This window comes from Sorangium sp. So ce145, assembly GCF_051525985.1.
Taxonomy (GTDB): domain Bacteria; phylum Myxococcota_A; class Polyangia; order Polyangiales; family Polyangiaceae; genus Sorangium; species Sorangium cellulosum_B.
Map to the genome: position 1 here is coordinate 11,715,896 of NZ_CP150315.1, position 22,731 is coordinate 11,738,626.

Below are 22,731 nucleotides of genomic sequence, written 5' to 3' on the forward strand. Positions count from 1 at the left end.
CGGTGGGAGCCGCGGTTGGAGGGGGCCTGCGGGGGCTGGAGGGTGGAGTCGCCGCGAGCGGAGACCGGCCCTATGGCCGGCGCAGGTGCGACCGGTGCAAAGCTCAAAGTGGAGAGAGCGGGGGAGACCTGCGTCAGGACATGAGACCGAGTACGAAGAGAGCGTCGGACCAGAGCGGCCAAAGCGTGCGGAAGGGGTGGGTGGCCAGCAGCAGGCCGCCGTTCGGAAGGCGCCGGACGTAGTAGGGCGAGTGGCGCTCGATGAAACGGACGTGTTTTCCCGTGGCGACGTTCACCTCGTAGGAGGCCTTGCCCTCCCTGGGCTCTTCGATGATCTCCTGAACGAGCTCGCGCGCGCGAGGCTCCACGGAACGCCATGCTTCGCCCGGCACCGCCGAGGCTTCGAGCGCGTCGACCAGCGTGGCCGGCGGCATGGAGAGCGCCGCGAGCACCTGTTCGCGCGTGAGATCCTCGTCGCCTACGAGGCGGGCGCGTGGGACATGCCGAATGGCGTCGGGGCGAGTCGGGCGGTCTGCCCGCGATCGGGACGCATCGCGGTCGAGGTCGTCGTGCTCGTCGACGCGCTCGACGGTGCTTGCGACCCCGACGCGCGCCCCTCTGGGAGCCGCTTCGACGCGCGCATGCAGCGCGTCCAGGGATAAGCCCGCAGCGCGCCGCACGATGTCGCCGTCGTGGATGTGCAACCACGACAGGGCGAGATCCCGCGCGACACTCGCGGCATCGGCGTGATAAGTCGCGCACGCCTCGACAGGCGCGGGCCAGCTGAAGACCGCCGAGCACGCGCCCGTCGTCACGCGGGGACGCGCGTCCGGCGCGCACAGGCCGAGCAGGATCTCCTCCATGTCCTGCTCGAACTGCATCGAGATCATCGCCGCCTCGGCCTCCACGGAGCGCGCATCGTTGCCGATGGCGATCTCGAGGCGATACGGATAGAGCCCCTTCCACTCGTAGGTGTGTACGCGCAGAGGGCCGCTGGCCCACCGGCGTTCGTGTTCTTCACCATAGCAGTCCAGGCTCAGGCCATACCTGGCCAGCCATCTCCACTTCGTGCCGAAATCCACACATATCTGCGAGCGTGCCTTGAAGGCGGGACGTGTCACCGCGATGACCTCGTCGAGGGGAACCCTGCTGCGCCACAGGTGTTCGGAGGATTCAGGCGTGGAGAGGCTGACGTCGCAGAGTCCCCCCGGGTAGACGAGCGCGGAGAGGGCCGCCGCGAAGGCGTCGAACCGGTCCGCCTCGTCACACCACGCATAGAAATCGGGTCCCCGTTCACTCCGCGCTTGGTTCATATCCCGACGCATCGAGAGCACCTATCTGATTTCCAGAGCTCCGACCACCGCTCTTCGCACGCCGCACCGCGAGACCACGCTGCGCGTCTCTTGCCGCGAAGAATAGCACAAGCTCCGCGCCTGGAGCATGTCACGGTGAGCGGCCCGCCCGTGTACCGCCGAGCCCGTAGGCACAAGGTTGCCGCTCCCCGTGAGAAATTTCGGCACAACAACGCAATACGTCCGCACGAACCCGGTGATCCGGTTCTGCGCCTTCAGGAACGCGTTGGTCTCCGCGAGCGAGACGCCCATCCGGTCGCGCAGCGCGATCTCCAGCGCCGCGCTGTTCGCCCGCCACGCTCGCACGTTCGCCACGAAATCGGCCCGCGCCCCCACCGCGCCCCCGCTCACGTCCTTCTCCAGCGCCGCGATCACGCCGTCCGCGTACGCCGCGTACGGGTCTCTCCCCTCGTCGAACGCACCGTCCACCTCCGCGATGTCCGGCACCTCGACCCACGGCACCTCGCTCTCCCCGAGCGCATACGCCCACGGGTCGTCCGGGTCCTACCGTGCAGTGTTGATCGATGAGGATGGCTCCGAAAGAGCGGAGAACGGCTGAGAGAGAGTGGATGCCCACCCCCGGTCCGTGCTCGGCGCTGCGCGCCTGCGCGCGGCCCGCCCCTCCCAAATCGCGCGCTCTGCGCGCTCAAGGGAGGGGTGCGCCGTCTGGCACCTGCGGCCGGGGTGCGAAGTCCGGAGAAGGGAGCGCGTGCACGAACTGCGTCAGGACATCAGGCCGAGCGAGGAGAGCGCGTCGACCCAGAGCGGCCAGAGCGTGCGGTACGGGTGGGTCGCGAGCACCACGCCGCTGCTCGGCAGGCGCCGTACGTAGAACCGGGCGTGGTGGACCAGGAACTCGAAGTGATCGATGGTGATCTCGACCTGCGAGAGGGGCGAGCCGTTGCCCGTCTCCGTGCCCTGCTCGTCGCGCCCCCTGAATGGGAGCGTCCGCTCGTAGATCTCGCGCGCGCGCGGCTCTGCGGCGCGCCACGCGCCGTCGGGCGCCTCCGCCGCCGCTTCGAGCGCCTCGATCAAGGCGGAAGGCGGAGTTTCCAGCGCCTTGAGGACGGCTTCACGGGAGAGCGAGCTCGAATGCGCGCTGGCATGTCTCAACGCGACGCACGCGCCGGGCGGCGCGGCTTCCACCCGCGCGCGGAGCGCTTCCAGCGACAGCCCCGCGGTGCGCGACACCCTGTCCTTGTCGTGGAGGCAGATCCACGAGAGGGCGAGATCACGCGCGATGTCGCGGGCGTCCGCGTGGTACGTCGCGCACAGGGCGACCGGCGCGAGCCAGGTCCGCGCCGTCGTGCAGCCGCCGGTCGGGACGCGCCCACTCGCGTCCGGCGCGCAGAGGCGGAGCAGGACATCCTCGATGTCTTCCAGCGCCATGTGCCACGCGAGCACGGCCTCGGTCTGCACGGAGCGCGGGCCGCGGTCCAAGGCGAGGTCCATGTGCGTGGGGGAAAAATCCTCGATCTCGCGGGCGTGCATGTGGAGGGGGCCCATCGGCTTGAGACGTTCGCTCCTGTCGGTGAAGCAGCGAAGGATGCAATGGACGAAGTGTTCGTAGCTCAACGATGCGACGAAGTAGGCTTCGGCGTCGGTGCGCCCGAAGTGGGTGCGGAGCATCGTGACCACCTCGTCAACGGAGGTCGTGTTGCATTCCGTGTCACGGTTCATGATCGCGCGGATGCTGTACTGTGGCTCCTTGATGAGGGCCGACAGCGCCGCGCCGAACGCATCGACCCTCTCTGCCTCGTCACACCAGGCGAAGAAAAACGGCCCTTCTCTCATCGATCGATCATCCTCATGAGGTAGCCTGCGTCAGGACAGGAGGCCGAGCACGAAGAGCGCATCGGCCCAGAGCGGCCAGAGCGTGCGGTACGGGTGCGTGGCCAGCACCACGCCGCCCCTCGGGAGGCGGCGGACGTGGAAGGGGGCGTGCTCCTCGAGGAAGCGGGTGTGCTCGCGCGTCGTGACGTCCACCCAGAAGGCGGGGGGGACCTCCCCCGCGTCTTCGTCGTCGAGCTGGCGGCGTAGCTCCAGGAGCTCGCGCGCCTGGGGCTCGGCCGCGCGCCACGCGTCGTCGGGCACCGCCGCGGCCTCGAGCGCATCGAGCAGGGGGGCCGGCGGCGTCGCGAGCGCCTTGAGCACGGTCTCGCGCGAGAGCGAGCCCGTGAGCTCGCTCGTGCTTTTCATGGGCACGCGTGCGCCGCGCGGCGCGGCTTCCACCCGCGCGCGGAGCGCCCCCAGCGACGTGCCTGCGATGCGCGAGACGCTCTCCTTGTCGTGGAGGCTGACCCACGACAGGGCGAGGTCGCGCGCGAGCTCCGCGGCGTTCGCGCTGTAGGTCGCGCACATCTCGACCGGGGCGATCCAGTCCTCCTCGCCCGTGCAGGCGCCGGTCGGCACGCGCCCGCTCGCGTCCGGCGCGCAGAGGCGGAGCAGGAGGTCCTCGATGTCGCCTTGGACCATGTGGTAGGCGGCCGCGGCCTCGGCCTCCACGGAGCGGGGGCGCCTGCCCACGGGGATCTCGTACGGGTAGAAATCCCACTTGCGCTCGCCCGCCTTGGCCTCAAGAGGGCCGAAAGGATGGTCATCTTCGCTGTCTTCGGGGTAGCAAGCGAGGCTGAACACCATAACGCGCTTTGATCCCCGCAGTATCACGCCGGATGATACGTGAGCGCTATTCCGTCCTCCGAAGTTAGCGCGGACCGTGGCAAGGACGTCTTCGGCGGAGCGTGTCCTGCACGTTATGGTAGCGCTCATACCCAGGCTGATGAGATCCCCCGGAATCATCAGCGCAGACAATGACGCCGCGAGCGCATCGATCCGTTCTGGCTCGTCGCACCAGGCGAAGAATCGAGGTCCTGAGTAGCTCATAGCCGGATCACCATGATGGGTATATTGAAGCCATCGAGGGTAAGGGGCATGCCAGCGTCCGAATCGAACAGGTAGCCGTCCTTGACTGTGAACTTCTTCGGTTTGAACTTCGCCCCCTGCTCCATGATGAGCTCGACCCGCTGCACGTCGCCAGCGAGCCCCCACTTGTCCTTCAGCGCCCTCATCGCATTCAATAGCTGATCGCGCACATCAAAGGCGTCGATCGTTCCGCCGCCCTTCGCCTCGCTCAGGATGAGCTTGTGCCCGCTGGACACCGACAGGAAATCGGGCGCCTTCCCCTCGATGGTACCTGTCCGTGACTCCCTCGGAATGTCGAGCACCGTGCGCACCCCGTCGTCGCCGACCCCGACGAGCGACCTGCCGTCGTCCACCAGGAACTTGGCCGCTTTCTTCTCGAAAATGTCGATTTTTTCTGCTTGGTGATCGCGCCGCGGAGGTTCTTGTACCCCCGGACGCGTTTCGTTTTCACGATCTTGGCGAAAACCTCCTCGATCTCGGCGATCTCCCCGGCCACCCGGATCGCGGACGGCCGCAGCCCGCTGCTGATCTTGACCGCGCGCCACATCGGCCCGACCGCGCCGAGCCCGAACCCCATCCCCGAGAAGATCCGCTCCTCGTCGCTCAGCTCCTCGCCCGACGGCAGGCACCACGCCTTCCCCGTCACCGCCTCGCACAGGTCGAGCGCCGGCCCGACCACGGGCACGAACCCCACCCCGATGCGCGTCGTCGCGTGCACCAGCGTCTGCATCACCTCCGCGTACGCCTCGAAGCCCTCGGCGACGGTCGACATCGCCCCCGCGAACGCGCTGATCGTCTGGTAGAGCTGCGTCTGCTCCAGATCGAGCCCGTCCCCCGTCCACTGGTTCAGGCTGTCCTTCATCTGGTCGGCGAGCGCGTCGAACCGCGGCTTGAGCACCGTGTCGACCTGCGCCCGCAGGTCCGGCGGCACAGGCGTCTCGATGAACCAGTCCGACGCATCCATGAACTTCCGCACGAAGCCGGTGATCCGGTTCTGCGCCTTCAGGAACGCGTTGGTCTCCGCGAGCGACACGCCCATCCGGTCGCGCAGCGCGATCTCCAGCGCCGCGCTGTTCGCCCGCCACGCCCGCACGTTCGCCACGAAGTCCGCCCGCGCGACGACCACCCCGCCGCTCACGTCGGCCTCCAGCGCCGCGATCACCGCGTCCGCGTACGCCGCGTACGGGTCCCTCCCCTCGTCGAACGCCCCCTCCACCTCCGCGATGTCCGGCACTTCGACCCACGGCACCTCGCTCTCCCCGAGCGCATACGCCCACGGATCGTCCGGGTTCCATCCCTCGGCGCGCGCGTCCTGCGTCGCGAGGTCCGCCACCTCGTCGGCCTGCGCGCCGAACTCGTCCATCAGTCGCGCGAGCTCGTCCTCCAGGTCGCTGACGCTCTTCTTCAGGTCGTCGACGAGCTGCTCCATCGCCGCCCGCGTCGCCGGGTCGACAACGTCCTTGTAGCGGTCGAGGATTGCGTCGAGCTCGGTCCGCGAGATCTCGTCCAGCGGCCGCGTCACCAGGTCGTGCAGCTCGGTGTCGAGCTGCCGCAGCAGATCCATCCGCGCCCGGAGGTCCGCTATCTTGGCGGCGTTCCGGAGGATCGCCTCCATCAGCTTGCCGATCGCGACCTCCAGCTCCGCGATGTCGCGCGCGAGCGCGGGGTTGATCTCAGCGAGGCTCAGGTCGACGTCCGTGTCGCCCTCGAAGCCGGTCCCGTCGCGGCGGATGTCGAAGAGCGGTTTGTTCAGCCCGAGCGGCTCCGAGACGATGTGCACCACGTCGTGCGCATGGGTACACCAGTCGCCGCCGTTCACGTGGACCCCGAAGTGGAAGTCGTTCGCGCCCATGCGCAGCAGCACCGAGTCGAACTCCGCCTCGAGCGTGTTGCTCGCGGAACCGTCGCCGTAAATCTCCACCGCGCCCGGGATCCCATAGGTGGGCAGCGGCGTCTGGTTCACCTCGAAGATGGCGGCGCCCTCCGTCTCCAGCTCGGGGTCCGCGCACGAGGTGGCGTCCTGGCGGCTCATCCACAGCACGGTGTATGGCGTGGTGGCCCAAGCGAACGACGGCGCCAGCACCGCCAGCGCCGTGATCAGCGCGACCAGCTTGTGGAACACGGCAGCGCTCCGGCCGCGCAGCGCGACGTCCTTCGAGCTTCTCATGTCCCCTCCGCCCCGCGCACGGCGGCGTCATACGCGATCGCGGCGCCCTTCACGTCGCCCGCGTCGAGCCTCGCCTGCGCGGCGTCGAGCTCCGCCGCGCCCATCCCCTGCTCCCGCAGCGCCGCGAGGCCCGCGGCGATCTTCTGCGGCAAGCCCGTCCTGAGCTCGGCCTCCGCGGCGTCGAACTGCCCTCGGAGCGCCGCGCATCCGGCCTCTCGCCACGAGGACGGCGCCGCCTCGCAGAGCGGCCGCATCTGCACCAGCGCCACGAGCTCCCCGCACCGCTCGGCCAAGAGCGGCAGCCCGAGCTTCTCGCTCACCGGCGGCGCCGCCGACAGCGCCGCCGCCCGCGCGCGCGCTCCCTCGCTGAACGCCTCCGAGGCCCGGCGGATCCGCGACCGCGCGCTCGCCTCGCGCGCTCCCTCATCCATCTGCAGCGCGCCGAGCGCCTGCCGGCGCAGCGCAATGCCGCCGAGCAGCGCCGTCGCCGTCGCGTCGCTCCGGGCGACCCGCCGCCGCACATACCCCAGCATCGCGCTCAGCGAGCGCAGCGCCCCCGACGTCATGTCAGGCACCACCGCGCCGTGCGTCGCGAGGAATTCCTTGTGCGGCGCGATCGCCTCCTCGAACGAGACCGCGAACGCCCGGAGCTCCGCCGACAGCGTCATCAGCTCCGCGGCGAGCTCGCTCGGCGCGCGGCTCGCCTCGCGCCCCGCCGCGAGCACCGCCTGCTCCACGCCGTCGAGCTCGTCGATCGCCGCTCGCGACGCCTGCGCCGAGAGCGCCGCGTACGCCGCCGTTTCCGCCGCCTCGGTCGCGCGGTAGGCGGCGAAGCGCGCCGCCGCGCCCGCGTACCTGGATCGCAGCGGCGCGCCCTCGTCCCGGGCTCGATCGAGGATGGCCTGCACGGCGGCCATCGCCTGCTTGTCCGCCGCGATCGCGGCGACGAGCGGCTCCCTCTCGGCGCTCGCCTTGCCGGTCATCGCCTCCTTGAAGGTGTCGGCCGCATGGATCGGCTCGGCCTGGAGGGCCTCCTCCTGCCTATCCCTGATCAGCCGGAGCAGCTTACCGAGCTCGCCGTGGAGCGTCGCCCGGAGCGACTCGGCGTGCTTCTGTTCGTCGCGCACATAGGACACGACACGATCGACGGTGTCGAACCAGGCCCCGAGCTCCGCCTCGCTCGCGATGAGCTCGTCGGGCGTCACGCGACCCGACCACCGCGCCCACATGAAGATCGGCAGCTCGCCGTCCGCCTCGGCCTTGCTCCACGCGCTGGCCGGGCCCTCGCTCGCATCGACGCAGCGCTCGACGACGCCGGTGTTCGGAATCGCGCAGATCCTCCCGCTTAGCGGTTCGTCGTCGCGATCCCACAGGCACCCGGGCGCCGTCGCACCAAGCACCAGGGCGGCAAGGACCGCCGCAACGATCGTCGCCAATCGCACCGCTCTCATCTCATTGCCTCCACCCCGCGATTTTTCTCGCCCAAGCACGCTCGCGCGCTCGTTCTCCAGGGGCAAGCGTGCTCACGAAAGCGGTGGGACATTGCTCGGCCGAGGAGCACGCCGCTCCACAGGCGACGAGCCCGGGGCGAGACGACGCTGGAGCCGCTCCACAAGCGACGAGCCCGGGGCGAGACGACGCTGGAGCCGCTCCACAAGCGACGAGCCCGGGGCGAGACGACGCTGGAGCCGTCAGAAAGGCGAGCTCCGGCGGCCCCGAGGCCGCCGATCGCTTCGGAAGGGTTGCGCCAGCGGCGACGCCCGAGGGGAACGGTTCAGAGCGCGCTTTGCCGCGGGATCATCGCGTTTCCCGGCCGTGGCAGCGCGAGTTGGGGAGCGGAGGGGCCGCTTTCAGGCTCGGCCGGCGCGGACGGCCGTCAGTCGCCTTCGAGCGCTGGAGGCGATCCGGGCGAGGCGGGCGCCTCGGGGGGCAGCGCGTCGTCCTCCTCGGCCGCGGTCCGGCCGGGCCTGCGGCCGGAAGGGCGCACCTTGGCGGCGAGATCCTCGAGGCCGGCGAACGTGAAGCTCGCGGCGAGCAGCGCGGCGCCCTGGCCGAAGCTCCTGTCGCTCTTGCGCATGGCGCTCTGCTTCGCGCGCAGCGTGGCCTCCTTCTCGCGCTCCTCGGTCGCGACCTTCGCGAGCGCCTTCTTCAGCGCCGGCAGCTCGGCCGCGATCTCGTCGGCGAGCGCGGCGCGATCGAGCTTCATCGACGCGCGCCTCGGCTTCGGGAGCTTGATCTCCGCGTCCCGCAGGGCGCTCGCGACCCCTTCGCCGGTCGTGACGAGCACGGAAGGGTCCTCGGCGACGGCCCCGTCCAGCCGCAGCTTGCGCAGGCCCGCCGGCCCGAACGCCGCGTCGACGGCGGCGCGCCCGTCGACGAGCACCGAGCGCAGCCGGGCGGCCGCCTCGTCGCGCGCCTCGCGGGGCGCGGCGTCGTCGGCGAGCTCGCGCTCGTGCGCGTCGTCGGCCGCCACGAGCGCGGCCGTGTCCGTGGCGAGCCGGCGCGCGACGAGGCGCATGAGCAACGCCACGTCGGGCATCTTCTCGCCGGACCTCAGGCAGGGCGCGAGCTCGCCCGCAATCCCCTTCGCGATCTCGTCGGCGTGCGTCTCGGCCGACGCGGCCACGGCGCGGCTGGACTTGTCCCTGTCGGTCACCAATTTCGACGCCATCCATCCCTCCTTGTCGGGGAACGCGGCCAGAACGGCCGCAATATGGCCCGACAGGCTCGTTGATCCCTGGGCGCATCGCAAGAGCCGGCGAGCGCCGGATCGATGCTCACCGCTGCCGGCTGGAGCTCCTCGGAGCGCGCGGCGCCGGGAGGTTCCGCGATAGCGACTCGCGGCTCGAGCTCTCTCCACCTTTGCACCGGCGCTGGGTTCACCTTCCTTCGCCCGTTCCCCACCTGCTCCGGCGTCGATATCCTACCCGGCGCTTCCGGGTGGAATGGCTCCCCCTCCACGCCTCGGTATCGACGACAACCCGCTGCTTTCGTTACGCTTCCTCAACCTGCTCCTCCACGGCATCGGGCCGAGCGCCGACGAAGGGCAGCCGCCCATCGAGACCCGGGACAGCCTCGCCGCCGATCCGGGCGCCCGCTACTCCATGGTCCTGACCAACCCGCCGTTCGGGAAGAAGTCGAGCGTGATGGTCCTCACGGAGGAGGGCGATGAGTCCCGCGAGGCGCTCACCGTCATGCGCGAGGACTTCTGGGCGACGGCGAGCAACAAGCAGCTCAACTTCGTCCAGCACGTGAAAACGATCCTCGCGATCCACGGGCGCGCGGCCGTCGTCGTGCCCGACAACGTGCTCTTCGAGGGCGGGGCAGGGGAGACGATCCGCCGCAAGCTGCTCCACGACTGCGACGTCCACACGCTGCTCCGGCTCCCCACGGGCATCTTCTATGCGCAGGGCGTGAAGGCGAACGTGCTGTTCTTCGACAAGAAGCCCGCCAGCGAGAAGCCGTGGACCAGGAAGCTCTGCTCTCTGTGTGACCGCTCGCGACCGCTGAGCTACCCTGCCGCCGTCGCCGTCCTGCACCGTCAACGAGAGTGTGCTTGGGGTGCGTGGCGCCACGGGCTACGGACCGGCCTCGGGGTCGAGGTGGACGCCGGCGAGCGCGCGATCGCGGCACCTCGCGGGCTTCACCTCAGTCACGCCTGGTTGGTCGGCTTCAACGGGGCCGCCGCCTGCGCGGCGGAAGGTGGCCGACTTGAGGAAAGGGAAGCGTCCGGACAGGTAGGCCCCTACCGCCGCGCCCCGCGACAGGGCAGGCTGATCTCGGCATCACGCGGCGTTACACTCCCCGGTCAAAGCCGCATCGACAAGCGAGTTCATCCATGGAATCCAGCCCGAACAACGATCTCTATGTTGCCGTTATCCTCTACGAGTCTTGGTCACCGGACCCGTCGTACACACCCATGTACGAAGAGTGCTTCGCGCTGGTGCGCGCCGAAAGTGAGGAGCAGGCACGCGCGCGCGCCGAGCAACACAGCCGTGCGCACGAAACGTGCTTCAACAATGTTCTAGGGCAGGAGATTCACTGGAGGCTGAAGCACGTTGTGGATGTAAGCCGTGTTCTTTCGGACACTCTTGATGACGGCGCGGACATCTACGCGCGGCACTTCAAGAGCTACGAGGCTTACCACGCGTTCGAGCCGTTGCTCGGCGGCAGCATCGACTGACAGATGAATTGGAAGGGGGTGGAGCGTGCGCAGGGCCGTCATCGTCGGGATTGTGCTCTCAAGCCTATTTGGGATTCTTGCGCCGATTCCGCCCTTGTTTGGTTCCTCGCTCGCGCTGGCTCAGAGCTGCAACGCGAACGAAAACCTCGACGATATTGCGATGTTGTTCATCGGCAGATGTTGCAAGGGATCCATTCTTCGTGAGTTCCCAGGCCAGCTGCTGTGGACAACGATCCGAGAGATCCGACGTGGAACAACAGCGGACCACAAGAAGGCTTGGAAGCTGCTGAACGACCGTCGTTTCAGGAGGTAGCTCGAGGGGCGAAGGCTAGCGCACCGAAGCGTCGGCGATCACCGGCGCGACCAGGACGATCGCAGCCACGGCGGCAAGCGCCCACGGCAGGGAGATAGCGTGGTGACCTGATTCAGGAGACCTCCGAGAACCTGCCGGCGCCGGACGTGATCGCCGGAGAGATCGTGGAGGACCTGCGGTCCGCCCTCGAGCACCGCACCTCTCACCACCTCTCCCGCCCCGGTCCACGCAAGCGGCGCCTCCCCGTCCTCGGCCCACCTCGCCGTAGCTCATTCAGCGGCGAGCCGGCTCACCTTCTTGCCGCGCAACGCTCGCCACGCTAGCGCTAGCGCCCCCACGTCGTGGCGCGTTTCTCCCGGATCAATCGCATGACGGCCGCCAGGGAGCTCTTTCGCAGCCTGCTCCGTTCACGCTACACTTATCCTTCTTTGCTCTCTGAGGAGTCGTGAGACTGATGGAATCTGCCTCCAGTGTGTTGCTCGGCGAGCTCTTCGCCCGCTCTCCCGATCTGCTCTTCATCGCCTCGGCCGACGGAGCGCTGCTCCACGGGAGCGGCGGGCTCCGCGAGGCGCTGGGCCCCGGCGTCGAGGGGGGCGCGCGCCTCGCGGATCTCGCGCACCCGGACGATCGCGCCGCGCTCTCGGCGGCCTGGTCGTCGCTCCTTCAGAGGGACGAGCCCGTCTCGTTCAGCGTGCGCCTGCGCGACGGCGGCGGCGCCTACCGGCCGCTGTCATGCAGCGCCAGCCGGTCGTCCGACCGGAGCGCCGTCCTCGGCTCGCTCCGCCCCGCGCCCGCGGCCGCCGCTGCGACCCCGATGACCGAGGACGAGCTGAGCACGCTCCGGCTCAAGGCGCGCATCCTCGACGGCCTCGCCGAGCACGTGGATCCCCTGACGATATGGGCGCTCGACGGCGACGGGATCTACCTCTATCACGACGGCAAGGCGGTCGCGAAGGCCGGGTTCACACGAGGGCAGCACGTCGGGCGCAGCGTGTACGACCTCTATGCGGCCTCCCCGGAAGCCGCCGCCGAGATGCGGAAATGGTACGACGGCCAGGTGCGCCGCGGTCGCGGCGAGGCGCACGGCGCCGACTGGGACACCTGGCTCATCCCGCTCCGCAGCGAGCCCGGCGGCCGCGTCGACGGCGTGCTCGGGGTCTCGCTCGACGTGTCGGACTCCAGGCTCGTCGAGAAGGAGCTGCGCATCCAGCTCGACCAGATCGCGGCGCAGCAGAAGGTGATCCGCGATCTCTCGACGCCGATCATCGAGGTCTGGGACGGCGTGCTCACGCTCCCCATGGTCGGCACGGTCGACAGCGTCCGCACGGCCGAGGTCATGGACAGCCTGCTCGCGCAGATCGTGGAGAAGCGGGCGCGCTTCGCCATCCTCGACCTCACCGGCGTCGAGGTCGTCGACACCCGGGTCGCGAGCCACCTCATCCAGCTCATCACCGCCATCCGCCTCCTCGGCGCGGACGGCATCGTCGCCGGCATCAAGCCGACGGTCGCCCAGACCATGGTCGCGCTCGGCCTCGACCTCACCCAGCTCAACACGCAGCGCAACCTGCGCGCCGCCCTCAACTACGCCATCCGGGCCATGACAGGCGCCCAGGGCGCCTCCCCCGCCGCGAGCCCGACGCCTGGCAAGAAGCCAGCTCCCTGAGCGGCGTCATCGAGGCGGCTCACTCGTCCACGAGATCGAAGACGATGCCTCCCTGCGTCTTGATCCGGTGAGTCGACCGGTTCGCGCTGTTGACCGGAGAGGGCGTCAGCGGGTTGGGCGCGGCGCCCACGATGACCGGCCGATCCGGGTCGCCGTTCACGAAGGCGATGAGCACCTCGGTCCCCGGCTTGAGCGGGAAATGCGTGCCGTAGTTCGCTCCAGCGTGGTTCTGGAGCATGCGCACCGGCCTGGACGACACGCCGCCGGCCGCCCCCGTGTCGAACAGGAACCGGACCATGTACCTGCCCTGATCGTCGATCTGCGCGTTGTTGCCCCCGCCCCCCGGCCCGGCGTCGACGATCCCCGTGACGACGCCGGCGATCCGGGGCGTCGGCGTGACGCGCGGCGGCCGGTACGTGTTCTTGCCCGGGATCGCGCGGAAGGTGTTCACGTAGCGCCGCGGCTCGTCTCTGCCGGTCAGCAGCGTCGCGCGGTGCTCCACCTCGACGAAGAGCAGGTCGAGCGACTCCAGGTTCGGGTGCCCTTCCAGCGTTGATCGCGCGCCCGCGCCGAGCCCGCACACCGCGCTCCTGCCCGCGTACACGAGCTGCGTCGCCTGCCGCTCCTCGGCCCGGACCTGCGCCAGCGCCTTCCCCTCCGCCGGCGTCTTGTAATGGCCGCCGTACTCGATCACGCCCCCCGCGTACCCCGTGGGGAGGACGTGCTCCGACGTCAGATCGAGCATCGGTTGCCGGTAGTTGTAGTCGCGGGCGACATACACGCTCGGCACCAGCCGCGATCTCGCCTCGAGCTCGAAGACGTCGCGCGTGTCGCTGTTCTCGCGGAACTGGACGGACTCGGCGCCGGCCGCGGGCTCGAAGCCGGCGCCGTCGGTGAAGACCATCGTGTCCTGCCCGTCCTGGTGCTCGAAGAAGAAGCTGATCCCGGCGTGCTCGGCCAGGCGGCTGATGAAGGCGAGATCGGTCTCCTGGTACTGCACCACGAACTCCCGCGGCGCGTACGTGCCCGTCAGCCTGAGCTCCACGTCGCTCCCGCTCAGGCCCACGAGCTCGAGCTTTTGCTTGATGAGATCCGGCACCGCCTTGTTCATCGAGATCTCCGTGGTCTCGACCAGCGCCAGCCGGTAGGCGCGCGGGACGATGTGCAGGCGGTACGCCCGGTGGTCGCGCAGGTTCGCGAGCATGTCGTGGACCTCCGCGACCATCCCGTGGACGCGCCGCACCTCGACCCTGTTCTGCTCGAAGACGATCGCGACGCTCTCTCCCGTGAAGGTCTGTCCGTCGACCCCGGCGTCGCTCGGACAGATCACCTCGACGTCGAACGTGAAGAGCTGGGAGATCGCTTCGCGCCCCGACAGCCTGCTCACCTGGAGGAGGTCGGACGAGAAGCCGGAGAGCTCGAGTCGAATGTTCAGCAAATCGGCGAGCCCGCTCGCCGTCCCCGTCGATCCCTCCTTCGTGACCTGGGAGAGGGTCTCCTGCCGAGGGGCGCTTGAAACGGCGAGCCTGCTCATCGTCGTCGTCGAACCATCGTTCGTGACGGGGGAGGGGGTCTCCTGCCGAGGGGCGTCTGAATCGGCGAGCCTACTCACCGTCTTCGTCGGTTCAACGTTCGTGACGGGGGAGGGGGTCTCCTGCCGAGGGGCGTCTGAATCGGCGAGCCTGCGCACCGACCTCGTCGGTTCAAGTTTCGTGACGGGGGAGGGGGTCTCCTGCTGAGGGGCGTGTGAATCGGCGAGCCTGCGCACCGACCTCGTCGGTTCAAGTTTCGTGACGGGGGAGGGGGTCTCCTGCTGAGGGGCGTGTGAATCGGCGAGCCTGCGCACCGACCTCGTCGGTTCAAGTTTCGTGACGGGGGAGGGGGTCTCCTGCTGAGGGGCGTCTGAATCGGCGAGCCTGCGCACCGACCTCGTCGGTTCAAGTTTCGTGACGGGGGAGGGGGTCTCCTGCCGAGGGGCGCCTGAATCGCCGAGCCTACTCACCGTCTTCGTCGGTTCATCATTCGTGACGTGGGAGAGGGTCTCCTGCTGAGGGGCGCCTGAATCGCCGAGCCTACTCACCGTCTTCGTCGGTTCATCATTCGTGACGTGGGAGGGGGTCTCCTGCTGAGGGGCGTCTGAATCGGCGAGCCTACTCACCGTCTTCGTCGGTTCAACGTTCGTGACGTGGGAGAGGGTCTCCTGCTGAGGGGCGTCTGAATCGGCGAGCCTGCTCGCGGTCCTCGTCGAATCATCGTCCGTGACGTGGGAGAGGGTCTCCTGCTGAGGGGCATCTGAATCGGAGGGGCTGCGCGTCGTCATCGTCGATCCATCCTTCGTGACGTGGGGGAGGGGCTCCTGCTGAGGGGCGCCTCGCCCGCGGGCGCCCCTCACGCATCATCGATGCGGGCTCGGCGAGCTACCGTTTGCGATCGAAGCGTTCGTAAAGGCTCCTCCTCAAGGCGGGGGAAGGGGTCGGCAGCGCGGGGCGCTCGGGCGGTGGAGGCGGCGGCCTGCGGGGCGGCGGGGCCGGCGGCGGCTCGTCCGCCTCGGGGGAGCGCGCAGGCGAGGCGCTCAGCGTTGGCCTCGGCGGGGGAGGCGGCTCCGGCAGCAGCGGCTCCGGAGGTGGCGCCGCCGGCTCAGGAGCCGGGAGCGGCGCTGCCGCCGTTTCTGGCGCTTCCACGGCGGCTGGCACGAGCGCAGGGGGGGCCGCGAGCGCGCCGGCGCCGGAGGGGCCGGGCGCGCCGGCGACCGGCTCCCAGTCGTCTTCCATCGCGAGCGCGAGCGTGCCAGAGCCCGCGCGCTCCTCCGCCGTGACCGGCTCCCGGCTGATCATCGAGGGAGGCAGCGCGCCGCCCGGGGGCGCCGGCTGGAACGGGAGCGCCGGCTGGTCCGTCGCGCCGGCGTCCTCCTCGGGCAGCAGCGCCAGCGTCGCGGCGGGAGACCCCTTCGGCCCTTCTTCCACCGAGGAGATCGAGAGGGTCCCCGTGTCGACCCGCGGCCCGTGCGCGCCCTCGGCCGGCCCGGCGATGTCGCCGGGAGCCGACCCGGGGCGGAACGGCGTCGCCGCCGCCGAGGCGAGGGCAGCGGCCACCGCGCCAGCGTCCGAGAGGCTCACCGTGCGCGCCCCGGCGGCCGGCGCGGCCTGGGTCGCGCCCAGGGGGTCGCCGCCGTCGCCGTCGCCTCCCACGCCGCGCGCGCGGCCAGCCGCGTCGGCTGCCTTCGCGGGATCCTGGGCCGCGGCGCCCTGCTCCGCCGGCCGGTCGGGCCACTCGAGCGGCTCGCCGGGGAGCTCGACCCCCGCCACGAGGGTGGCCGCCGCGAGCGCGGCCTCGCCGGGGACGACCAGGTTGCCCCGGAAGACGAGGGTGCAGCGCTGCTCGTCGCCGTCGATGCGCAGGATGTCCGCGTTCAGCTCGAGCGGGTGGCCCTCGCCCACGCCGAAGGCCGAGAGGCCGTGGACGCGCGCTCGGCCGCGCGCCTCGGGCAGCCGCGTCCGGAAGCGCGGCAGCGTGGGGTGGAGCCCGTGGAGCTCGATCCACTCGCCGCCGCGCAGGTAACGTGTCCGCTGATCGGGTGGCGCCGCCTGGTAATAGGCCCACTCGAAGGGATCGGGGATCTCGGCGATGGCGGCGTCGAGCGCCTTGCGGGGCGTGGCCCCGAGCAGCCGCCTGCGCGCGGGCCAGGCGCGCGCGATGGGCCCGAAGCCGGCCGCGCGCGCCGGCTGGAGGGGATCGACGATGTTCGCCTCGGGCTCGGACGCGTCGCCCGTCCCCTGCACGCCGAGGAAGTTCTCCTGGTCGTTCTCGCCGCGGAGCGCCCGCTCGTACACGAGCGGCATCCGCTGGAACCCGGCCCTGTCCTTGACCAGCAGCTCCTTGTCCAGGAGGGGCCCGTCCTCATCGGAGATCGCGAGTCGCACGGGCAAGGCGTGCACGGGCGCGCCGGGCGGAGGCGCGTGCGCGTGGCCGGTAAAGAGCACGTCGGCGCGCTCCAGGTGCGGCGCCAGATCGCTCGTGAGCCGGACGCTTCGCCCAGGGTTGTTGCCGTGATGGACCTCGCCCTGGACGACCTGCTGCGGCTCGACCCTGGGCATCTCCGCGTCCGCCGCGAAGGCGAAGGTGGCCTTGACGATGACGGTGATGTGGAGCTCGCCCCGGCTGCGCCACGCGACGGCGGCGGCGGCTGCTCCGTTCAGCGGCATGACCCTCACGGGCCCGGTCGCGCCGCTCGTCCCACGGTTCATCGCGCTCTTCGCCGCGTCCTTCGCCGCACCGTTCGCCATTCCGCGGCGTTATAGCACGGCTCTCGTCACGAACTTGCCGCCGCACTGCGCCCATGCCACCCACGGCGATCATGAAGCCGGCTGGAAACGCTCGTGCGCTGGGATCGGCGCTCGCCCTCCTCGTCATGATTGCCTCGTTCGGCTGCGACACGGTGGCGACGCTCGTCGCGCCCGCGGTGCCGGTGGTCATCGAGAAGGCGACCGCGCCCGGGGAGCCGGCCGCGCCCGAGGATCCCGCCGCGCCCGAGACGCCCGAGAGCCGGAAGTGCTGCTTCCGGAGCGGCGAGGGCGCCGCGAAGGTGTGCGAGAGCCAGGAGCGCTGCTGCTCTGGCAGGTACGACCGCAGCGCGTGCGAGGACTCGGGCGGTCTCTGGTTCAACAGCGCCGACGGCTGCGCCGGCGCCTGCTGAGCGTCTGACTCGCTCCTGCACCGGGTGCGCGACCTCGACACCGACGCCCTGCTCCGGCTCGTCCAGCGGGCCACGGGCCATGTCCCGTCGTCGATGGTCCCGCTGCGCGGGGGCGCGTCGTGCCGGCGCTATCTGCGCGTCGTGACGCCGGCCGGGACGGCGGTCGCGATGTTCGCGCCGGGCGCGGGGGCCGACGGCGTCGCGGTCGGCGCCGCTCCCCCGCGGTGGCCGTTCCTGGAGGTGCACGCGCTCCTCCGGGAGCGCGGCGTCCGGGTGCCGGCGCTGCTCGCCGAGGACTGCGAGCACGGCCTGCTCCTCCTGGAGGATCTCGGGGACGCGACGCTCTCGGCCTTCGTCGAGCGCGCGCCCGCCCGCCGCGCCGAGGTCTACGCGCTGGCCGCGCGCGATCTCGCCCGGGCGCAGCGGGCGCTCGCGGCGCTCCCGAGCGGCTCGATCGTCGACTCGTGCGCGCTCGACGAGACGCTCCTGCGCTGGGAGCTCGACCATTTCCGCGCGTGGGCGCTCGACGCGCGCGGGCTCCGGCTGGGCGACGCCGCCCGGGCCGAGCTCGACGCCGTCTCGGAGCGCCTCGCCCGGCGCATCGCCGCGTGGCCGCGGGGCTTCGTTCACCGCGATTACCAGAGCCAGAACCTCATGGTCGTGGACGCGGCGGGCGGGGGCCTCGAGATCGCCTGGCTCGACTTCCAGGACGCCCTCCTCGGCCCGCGCGCCTACGATCTCGCGGCGCTCCTCAACGACAGCGCCCAGGACCTGGATCGCTCCTTCGTCGAGGCCCGGCTGGACGACTATGCAGCCGCCGCCTCGCTCGATCGGCCGGCGCGCGACGCGCTCGGCCGGGAGTTCGATGTGCTCACGGTCCAGCGCAAGCTGAAGGACGCCGGCCGTTTCGTCTTTCTCGACCGCATCGGCGTGGATCCTACGTGCCTGCGCTACGTCGAGCCCGCGCTCGCGAGGGCGCGCGCCGCGCTCGCGAGGATGGGCGACGACGAGGACATGCGGGTGCTGGCGCGGCTCATCGCGTGGTGAGAGAATTTACATGCCCGGTCGTCGGCCGGCCGGATCTCGGCCTCGGTGCGGCTCAGAGATCCGACTCCTCCAGAAAGCGCTGGAGGAACGTGACGGCGGCTTGCCCTCCAGCCTCCGGGAAGCCCCCGAACATCGCGAACTGGTGCCATACCCAGCCGGCGTTCAGATAGGTATCCTTCTCGCTCGCCTCGAGCGAGGAGCACACGTGATCCCAGCGCGGGTTCGCCCCGGGGAGATAGCCGCTCTTGTCGGGCGGCAGGCTGGTCAGGCGCGCTTCCTTCGAGGGGCCGGGGAGCTTCTGCTGGAGGGCGGCGTTCGCCTCGAGCTGGTGGCCGCCGGTCATCCGCAGGCGGCGCGAGGCGTCGCCGCCGAGCCAGCGCACGAGCAAGGCCTCGTTCTTGGCGATGCCGCGGGCGTCGAACGCGAACACCTCGCTCACGCGGTCCTTGTTGGCCGCGAGCGCCTGCCACAGGGCCAGTCCGCCGGCGCTGAAGCCCGCGAGGCCGAGCTTCCCGAGCCGCGGCCCGCCCTGCCCGAACCCGATCTTCTGCGCGCCGCAGAGGAAGCGGAGCGCCGCCTCGGCGAGGCCGGGCAGGCTCGCTGTCGTGGCGGCGCCGAAGCTCGCCCCGCTCGGCCACGGGTGCAGCATGACCACCGCCCTGCCGCTCGCGGCGAGCGCCTCCTCGAAGCCGCAGCGGACATAGACCCAGCGGGACTGGTCGCGCGGATCGCGCTCGAACACGTCGCGCGCCCAGAACGACGCGCCGGGAGACGGGTCGGGCGCGAGCAGGTATCGATTCAGCCCGAACATCTCGTGGCGCTGGTCGACCCGGGTATAGGCGTACCCTTCCGGCCGGTAGAACACGAGGGCCGAGATCCCGCCGTCCGGCGGCGCCTTGCAGGCCTCCGGGACGCTCGCGAACCAGATCTTCGGATCTCCCGCGGTGGCGCCGAGGGCCACGAGCTCGGTCCCGGGACGGTGCTCGCGCCGGTACTCGTCCGCATACCCGGCGTAGGCCATCCAGAACGGGGTGATATCGACGAAATCCGTCCTGATCTGGGCGAGCGCGAGGCCGGGCGCCGATTGCACGTCGACGAGCGGGTGAGCCTGCCCGAGCTCCGGGTCCGGGGCGGGGCTGAGCGCCGTCCCGCCGCTCGCCACGTCGAACGCCTGGTCGATCGACAGGACCTCTTCCTCCAGGGCGGGGACGTCCTCGAAGGCGTCGAACGCCGCCGAGAAGCGCGCGCTGAGCGCGACGCGCGCCGCCCCGGCGGGGATCACGAACTCGCGCCGCCCCGGGCCCGAGCCGGCGAGCGGCAGCGGCGCGTCGTCGGCCGTCGCCTGCACGTCGGCGAGCGCGTCGGGCAGAAGCGGGCTGCCCGCATTGCGCCAGGTGACCCGGAGCCTCAGCGCCATGCGGCGCCCCGGATCGGACGGCGCGTCCGGCGAGGAGGGAGCGCGGCGGCGTGGAGGGGGTCGACCGGGCCATTGCCGGCGAAGGGGGAGCGCTGCGGGGCGGAGGGCACGGGGCGCCCACGGTACCAGAGGGCGCGGGCCGCGGGCGAGCGCGACCGGGCGCGGAGGCCGCGCGGGGAGCCGCGAGATGGGCGCTTCCCGTGTCGTTCGGCCGATCCTGCCGGCCGGCGCGCCGCGCCGCCGGGGGCTGTCTGGCCCCCTCGGCTGGCGCGGCGCCAATCGACTGGAGCTCAGCGGTTGCCGTTCGCGCAGTATCCGAACTCGACGTTCGTTCCAGGTCTGATCTTCGCGTTCCAGCTCACGCCGGTGAACACGAAGTCGGTGCCTTGCTTGACGGCGTTGGTGTTCCAGAAGTCACGGAGCGTCGCGCCGTTCGAGGGCACGTAGAGCTTCCACGTGGTCTCGCCGCTGTCGGTCTTCGTCAGCTTGATGTTGTTGCAGTAGCCGCCCGTCCACGTCGAGTTGGGGGTGATGCTGACGGTGATGTTGCCGCCCTCCACGCGCACGCCGGTCCCGGGGTTGCCCCCGCCGCTGCCGCCGCCGGTGCTGCTGCTGCTGCTGCTGCTCGACGAGGACGTGGTGGTGCCGCCGCCGCCGCCACCGCTGCCGGAGGTGCTCGAGCTGGAGCTGGAGGTGGTGCTGCTGGAGCTGGAGGTGGTGCTGCTGGAGCTGGAGGTGGTGCTGCTGGAGCTGGAGCTGCTGGAGCTGGAGCTGCTGCTGCCCTTCACCCGGGCGATGAAGCTGTCATAGCCGGCGACGTCGCCCGTCTGGGAGAGCATGACGATCGCGACGCCCATATCGACGGCCTTGGCGACGTTGCTCTCGTTCAGCCAGGTGGAATCGACGTTGATCGGGCCGCCGCCGAACGTGTACGCGTCCACGATGACGAGCGGCAGGCTGAGCGCGGTGGTGATCTCCTTGTAGGTGAAGTTGTCGATCTTGCCCGTGGTGAACGGGAATTGCTTGCCCGTGAGGCCGACGTACTTGACCACGCTGCGATCCCAGCCGTCGTAGAAGTCGCCGACCGACGACGCCCATTTTGTGGCCGACGGGCTGAACCACGGGCTGAAGTCGATGACCACCTTGCACGAGGGGCAGCCCGACTTGATGGCGCCGAGGATCTGGTTGATGTAGCTGTCGGACTCCGTCTCCGTGAGCGCGTTCTGCTGCGCCGTCTGCGAGAACTGGTACCAGTCCGGCTCGATGTGGATCAGCGCCTCGCGCCCTCCGAGGGCCGCGCCGATCCCTGCCGCCGCCTTCTGGTAGGCGCTCGCCATCGAGCCGATGTTGGCGCGCACGTACGCCGCGCCCCTCTGGCACAGCGGTGCGCCGCTGTTGCCGTCGCAATCGTTCTCGGATCCGAGCCCCTTCTTCGTCATGTCCGTGGCGATGTAGCCGAAGAAGTAGGGGGTCTTCCCCGCGTTGACGATCTGCTGAAGCTTGGTCTTATGTGTGCTGGTGAAGCCGCCAGATTGCAGCCAGTCCCCGACGGCGACCACATCGACGTTGGCGGGTCCGGACTGGGGCGGCGACCAGGTCTGGCTCCACTGCGGAGCGACGCCGAAGCGCATCTGCGATGCCGCCGCGGCCGCCGCTGCCTCATCGGCGAAAATCTCGTCCTCTTCGGAGGCGCTGGAACCATCGTCCGCGACAACGATGCACCCGCCGACAGCGGCGAGCAGGCACAGAGCTGCCCCAGCACCGAAAAGCGAACCCTTGATCTTCGTCATTGTCAATCTCCAAGTGTCCGAGCGGCTCCGCGCCGCATCGGATTTTTCCACTCCCGAGTGCCAGCATCGGCTTGGCACGGGGCGCTTGTTGAAAGGAAGGTTCGGAGAGCGTTGCAACGGTCGGGCCACCGTCTCTCCAGAGCGGAGAACGCCGGTTCACGGGCGCATTCCGACGGTGCCTGTCCGCGAGAGATGGAGAGTGGGCCGATGGAGTGGATCGCCGAACCGGGGCACGGATGATCCACCGCGAACGGCCTGATTTCTCGGTGCGGGACGCCGGCAAGCGGGTAGTCTGCGCGCGATGAACCAGGACCGTGGAGTGGAGCGATGAGCGCGCCCGCGCTCATCGAGATCGAGGACGCCGAGGTCTTCCGCGGCGACACGCGCGTCTTCGAGGGGCTGTCGCTGCGCATCGAGCAGGGCGAGAACACCGCGATCCTCGGGCCCAACGGCGCCGGGAAGTCGACCCTGCTGAGGCTGCTCTCACGGGAAATCTATCCGGTCCACCGTGAAGGCTCGCATGTGCGGATACTCGGTCGCGAAAGGTGGGAGGTGTCCGCACTGCGGCGCAGGTTAGGGCTCGTGTCGTACGAGCTGCAGATGGCCTATCCCCGGGGTGTGCGGGGCTCCGACATGGTGCTCTCCGGCTACTTCGCGAGCGCCGGGCTGCACGAGCACGAGCCGGCGACGGACGCGCAGCGCCGGCGCGCCGAGGAGGTGCTCCGCGATCTCGGCGTCGCGCACCTCGGCGACAAGGCCATCGCGGAGATGTCGGCCGGCGAGCAGCGGCGCTGTCTGCTCGGGCGCGCCCTCGTGCACGACCCGGAGGCGCTGGTGTTCGACGAGCCGACGACGAGCCTCGATCTGAAGGCCGCGTTCGAGCTCATCGATCTGCTCAGGCGCCTCGCGCGGCGGGGCAAGACGCTGATCCTGGTGACGCACCATGTGCAGGAGATCCCGCCGGAGATCGGGCGGGTCGTCCTGCTGCGGAGGGGCCGCGTCTTCGCCGATGGCCCGAAGCGCGCGGTGCTGACCGACGACAACCTGTCGCGCCTGTTCGACGTGCCGCTCACCGTGGTCGAGCGCGACGGCTTCTTTCAGGTCTTCCCCCGCTCGCCCTGAGCGGCGTCTCGAGGCGTCTATCGCTGGGACGCGCGGCGCGAGCGGGAGCCGCTCGTCGCGCGT

At 70.4% G+C, this 22,731-nt stretch carries 14 protein-coding genes and 4 pseudogenes; 7 read left to right on the top strand and 11 right to left on the bottom strand.

All coding sequences use genetic code 11. The features are described from left to right. Positions 1-133: 133 nt before the first annotated feature. From WMF34_RS43520 to WMF34_RS43550, 7 genes and pseudogenes are all read right to left on the bottom strand, one after another. Positions 134-1,312, bottom strand: coding sequence for a hypothetical protein (locus WMF34_RS43520; protein WP_437991513.1), 1,179 nt, complete (start codon positions 1,310-1,312; stop codon positions 134-136). 216 nt (positions 1,313-1,528) lie between these two features. After that, positions 1,529-2,066, bottom strand: a pseudogene (locus tag WMF34_RS43525) (hypothetical protein); the annotation flags it as partial. Positions 2,067-2,074: 8 nt separating this feature from the next. After that, on the bottom strand, positions 2,075-3,145 hold the full coding sequence (locus WMF34_RS43530; RefSeq protein ID WP_437991514.1) for a hypothetical protein: 1,071 nt from the start codon (positions 3,143-3,145) through the stop codon (positions 2,075-2,077). A 30-nt stretch (positions 3,146-3,175) separates the two neighbouring features. Then, positions 3,176-3,991, bottom strand: coding sequence for a hypothetical protein (locus WMF34_RS43535; RefSeq protein ID WP_437991515.1), 816 nt, complete (start codon positions 3,989-3,991; stop codon positions 3,176-3,178). 239 nt (positions 3,992-4,230) lie between these two features. Then, positions 4,231-6,440 (bottom strand): annotated as a pseudogene (locus tag WMF34_RS43540) (hypothetical protein). Beyond that, positions 6,437-7,882, bottom strand: coding sequence for a hypothetical protein (locus tag WMF34_RS43545; protein ID WP_437991516.1), 1,446 nt, complete (start codon positions 7,880-7,882; stop codon positions 6,437-6,439). Before WMF34_RS43545 ends, WMF34_RS43540 begins: the two are co-directional and overlap by 4 nt. Before the next feature lie 434 nt (positions 7,883-8,316). Then, entirely contained in the window at positions 8,317-9,111 is a 795-nt protein-coding gene (locus WMF34_RS43550; protein ID WP_437991517.1) for a hypothetical protein, read from the bottom strand. A gap of 331 nt (positions 9,112-9,442) precedes the next feature. Here WMF34_RS43550 and WMF34_RS43555 point away from each other — a divergent pair. From WMF34_RS43555 to WMF34_RS43570, 4 genes and pseudogenes are all read left to right on the top strand, one after another. Continuing rightward, a pseudogene (locus WMF34_RS43555) lies at positions 9,443-9,919 on the top strand (HsdM family class I SAM-dependent methyltransferase); the annotation flags it as partial. 440 nt (positions 9,920-10,359) lie between these two features. Beyond that, positions 10,360-10,494, top strand: a pseudogene (locus WMF34_RS43560) (DUF4288 domain-containing protein); the annotation flags it as partial. 6 nt (positions 10,495-10,500) lie between these two features. Next, on the top strand, positions 10,501-10,623 hold the full coding sequence (locus tag WMF34_RS43565) for a hypothetical protein (protein WP_269454216.1): 123 nt from the start codon (positions 10,501-10,503) through the stop codon (positions 10,621-10,623). Positions 10,624-11,390: 767 nt separating this feature from the next. Continuing rightward, positions 11,391-12,599 (top strand): STAS domain-containing protein, encoded by a 1,209-nt coding sequence (locus tag WMF34_RS43570; RefSeq protein WP_437991518.1) that lies wholly within the window; start codon positions 11,391-11,393, stop codon positions 12,597-12,599. 19 nt (positions 12,600-12,618) lie between these two features. On the opposite strand, the gene WMF34_RS43575 is transcribed toward WMF34_RS43570, so the two are convergent. After that, complete coding sequence (locus tag WMF34_RS43575; RefSeq protein WP_437991519.1) at positions 12,619-14,133, bottom strand: type VI secretion system Vgr family protein; 1,515 nt, start codon at positions 14,131-14,133, stop codon at positions 12,619-12,621. Positions 14,134-15,016: 883 nt separating this feature from the next. Beyond that, positions 15,017-16,882 (bottom strand): DUF2169 family type VI secretion system accessory protein, encoded by a 1,866-nt coding sequence (locus WMF34_RS43580; RefSeq protein WP_437991520.1) that lies wholly within the window; start codon positions 16,880-16,882, stop codon positions 15,017-15,019. Between the two features lie 71 nt (positions 16,883-16,953). Here WMF34_RS43580 and WMF34_RS43585 point away from each other — a divergent pair, with 71 nt between their 5' ends. Beyond that, positions 16,954-17,292, top strand: a complete 339-nt coding sequence (locus WMF34_RS43585; protein WP_157907324.1) for a hypothetical protein — start codon at positions 16,954-16,956, stop codon at positions 17,290-17,292. Between the two features lie 24 nt (positions 17,293-17,316). After that, positions 17,317-18,339, top strand: a complete 1,023-nt coding sequence (locus tag WMF34_RS43590) for an aminoglycoside phosphotransferase family protein (RefSeq protein ID WP_437991521.1) — start codon at positions 17,317-17,319, stop codon at positions 18,337-18,339. A gap of 52 nt (positions 18,340-18,391) precedes the next feature. Here the strand turns inward: WMF34_RS43590 and WMF34_RS43595 are convergent, their stop codons facing one another. Beyond that, the gene (locus WMF34_RS43595; protein ID WP_437991522.1) at positions 18,392-19,756 is read right to left on the bottom strand and encodes a hypothetical protein; all 1,365 of its coding nucleotides are present in this window, start codon (positions 19,754-19,756) and stop codon (positions 18,392-18,394) included. Between the two features lie 290 nt (positions 19,757-20,046). After that, positions 20,047-21,546, bottom strand: a complete 1,500-nt coding sequence (locus tag WMF34_RS43600; protein ID WP_437991523.1) for a cellulose binding domain-containing protein — start codon at positions 21,544-21,546, stop codon at positions 20,047-20,049. Between the two features lie 327 nt (positions 21,547-21,873). On the opposite strand from WMF34_RS43600, the gene WMF34_RS43605 reads away from it, so the two are divergent. Then, complete coding sequence (locus tag WMF34_RS43605) at positions 21,874-22,668, top strand: ABC transporter ATP-binding protein (RefSeq protein WP_012241126.1); 795 nt, start codon at positions 21,874-21,876, stop codon at positions 22,666-22,668. The last annotated feature ends 63 nt before the right edge of the window (positions 22,669-22,731 follow it).

Coding starts and splice junctions, on each gene's coding strand:
- WMF34_RS43600 (WP_437991523.1), bottom strand. CDS start 21,546: ATGACGAAGATCAAGGGTTCGCTTTTCGGTGCTGGGGCAGCTCTGTGC.
- WMF34_RS43605 (WP_012241126.1), top strand. CDS start 21,874: ATGAGCGCGCCCGCGCTCATCGAGATCGAGGACGCCGAGGTCTTCCGC.
- WMF34_RS43580 (WP_437991520.1), bottom strand. CDS start 16,882: ATGGCGAACGGTGCGGCGAAGGACGCGGCGAAGAGCGCGATGAACCGT.
- WMF34_RS43585 (WP_157907324.1), top strand. CDS start 16,954: ATGAAGCCGGCTGGAAACGCTCGTGCGCTGGGATCGGCGCTCGCCCTC.
- WMF34_RS43530 (WP_437991514.1), bottom strand. CDS start 3,145: ATGAGAGAAGGGCCGTTTTTCTTCGCCTGGTGTGACGAGGCAGAGAGG.
- WMF34_RS43550 (WP_437991517.1), bottom strand. CDS start 9,111: ATGGCGTCGAAATTGGTGACCGACAGGGACAAGTCCAGCCGCGCCGTG.
- WMF34_RS43520 (WP_437991513.1), bottom strand. CDS start 1,312: ATGAACCAAGCGCGGAGTGAACGGGGACCCGATTTCTATGCGTGGTGT.
- WMF34_RS43570 (WP_437991518.1), top strand. CDS start 11,391: ATGGAATCTGCCTCCAGTGTGTTGCTCGGCGAGCTCTTCGCCCGCTCT.
- WMF34_RS43595 (WP_437991522.1), bottom strand. CDS start 19,756: ATGGCGCTGAGGCTCCGGGTCACCTGGCGCAATGCGGGCAGCCCGCTT.
- WMF34_RS43535 (WP_437991515.1), bottom strand. CDS start 3,991: ATGGTGTTCAGCCTCGCTTGCTACCCCGAAGACAGCGAAGATGACCAT.
- WMF34_RS43575 (WP_437991519.1), bottom strand. CDS start 14,133: ATGAGCAGGCTCGCCGTTTCAAGCGCCCCTCGGCAGGAGACCCTCTCC.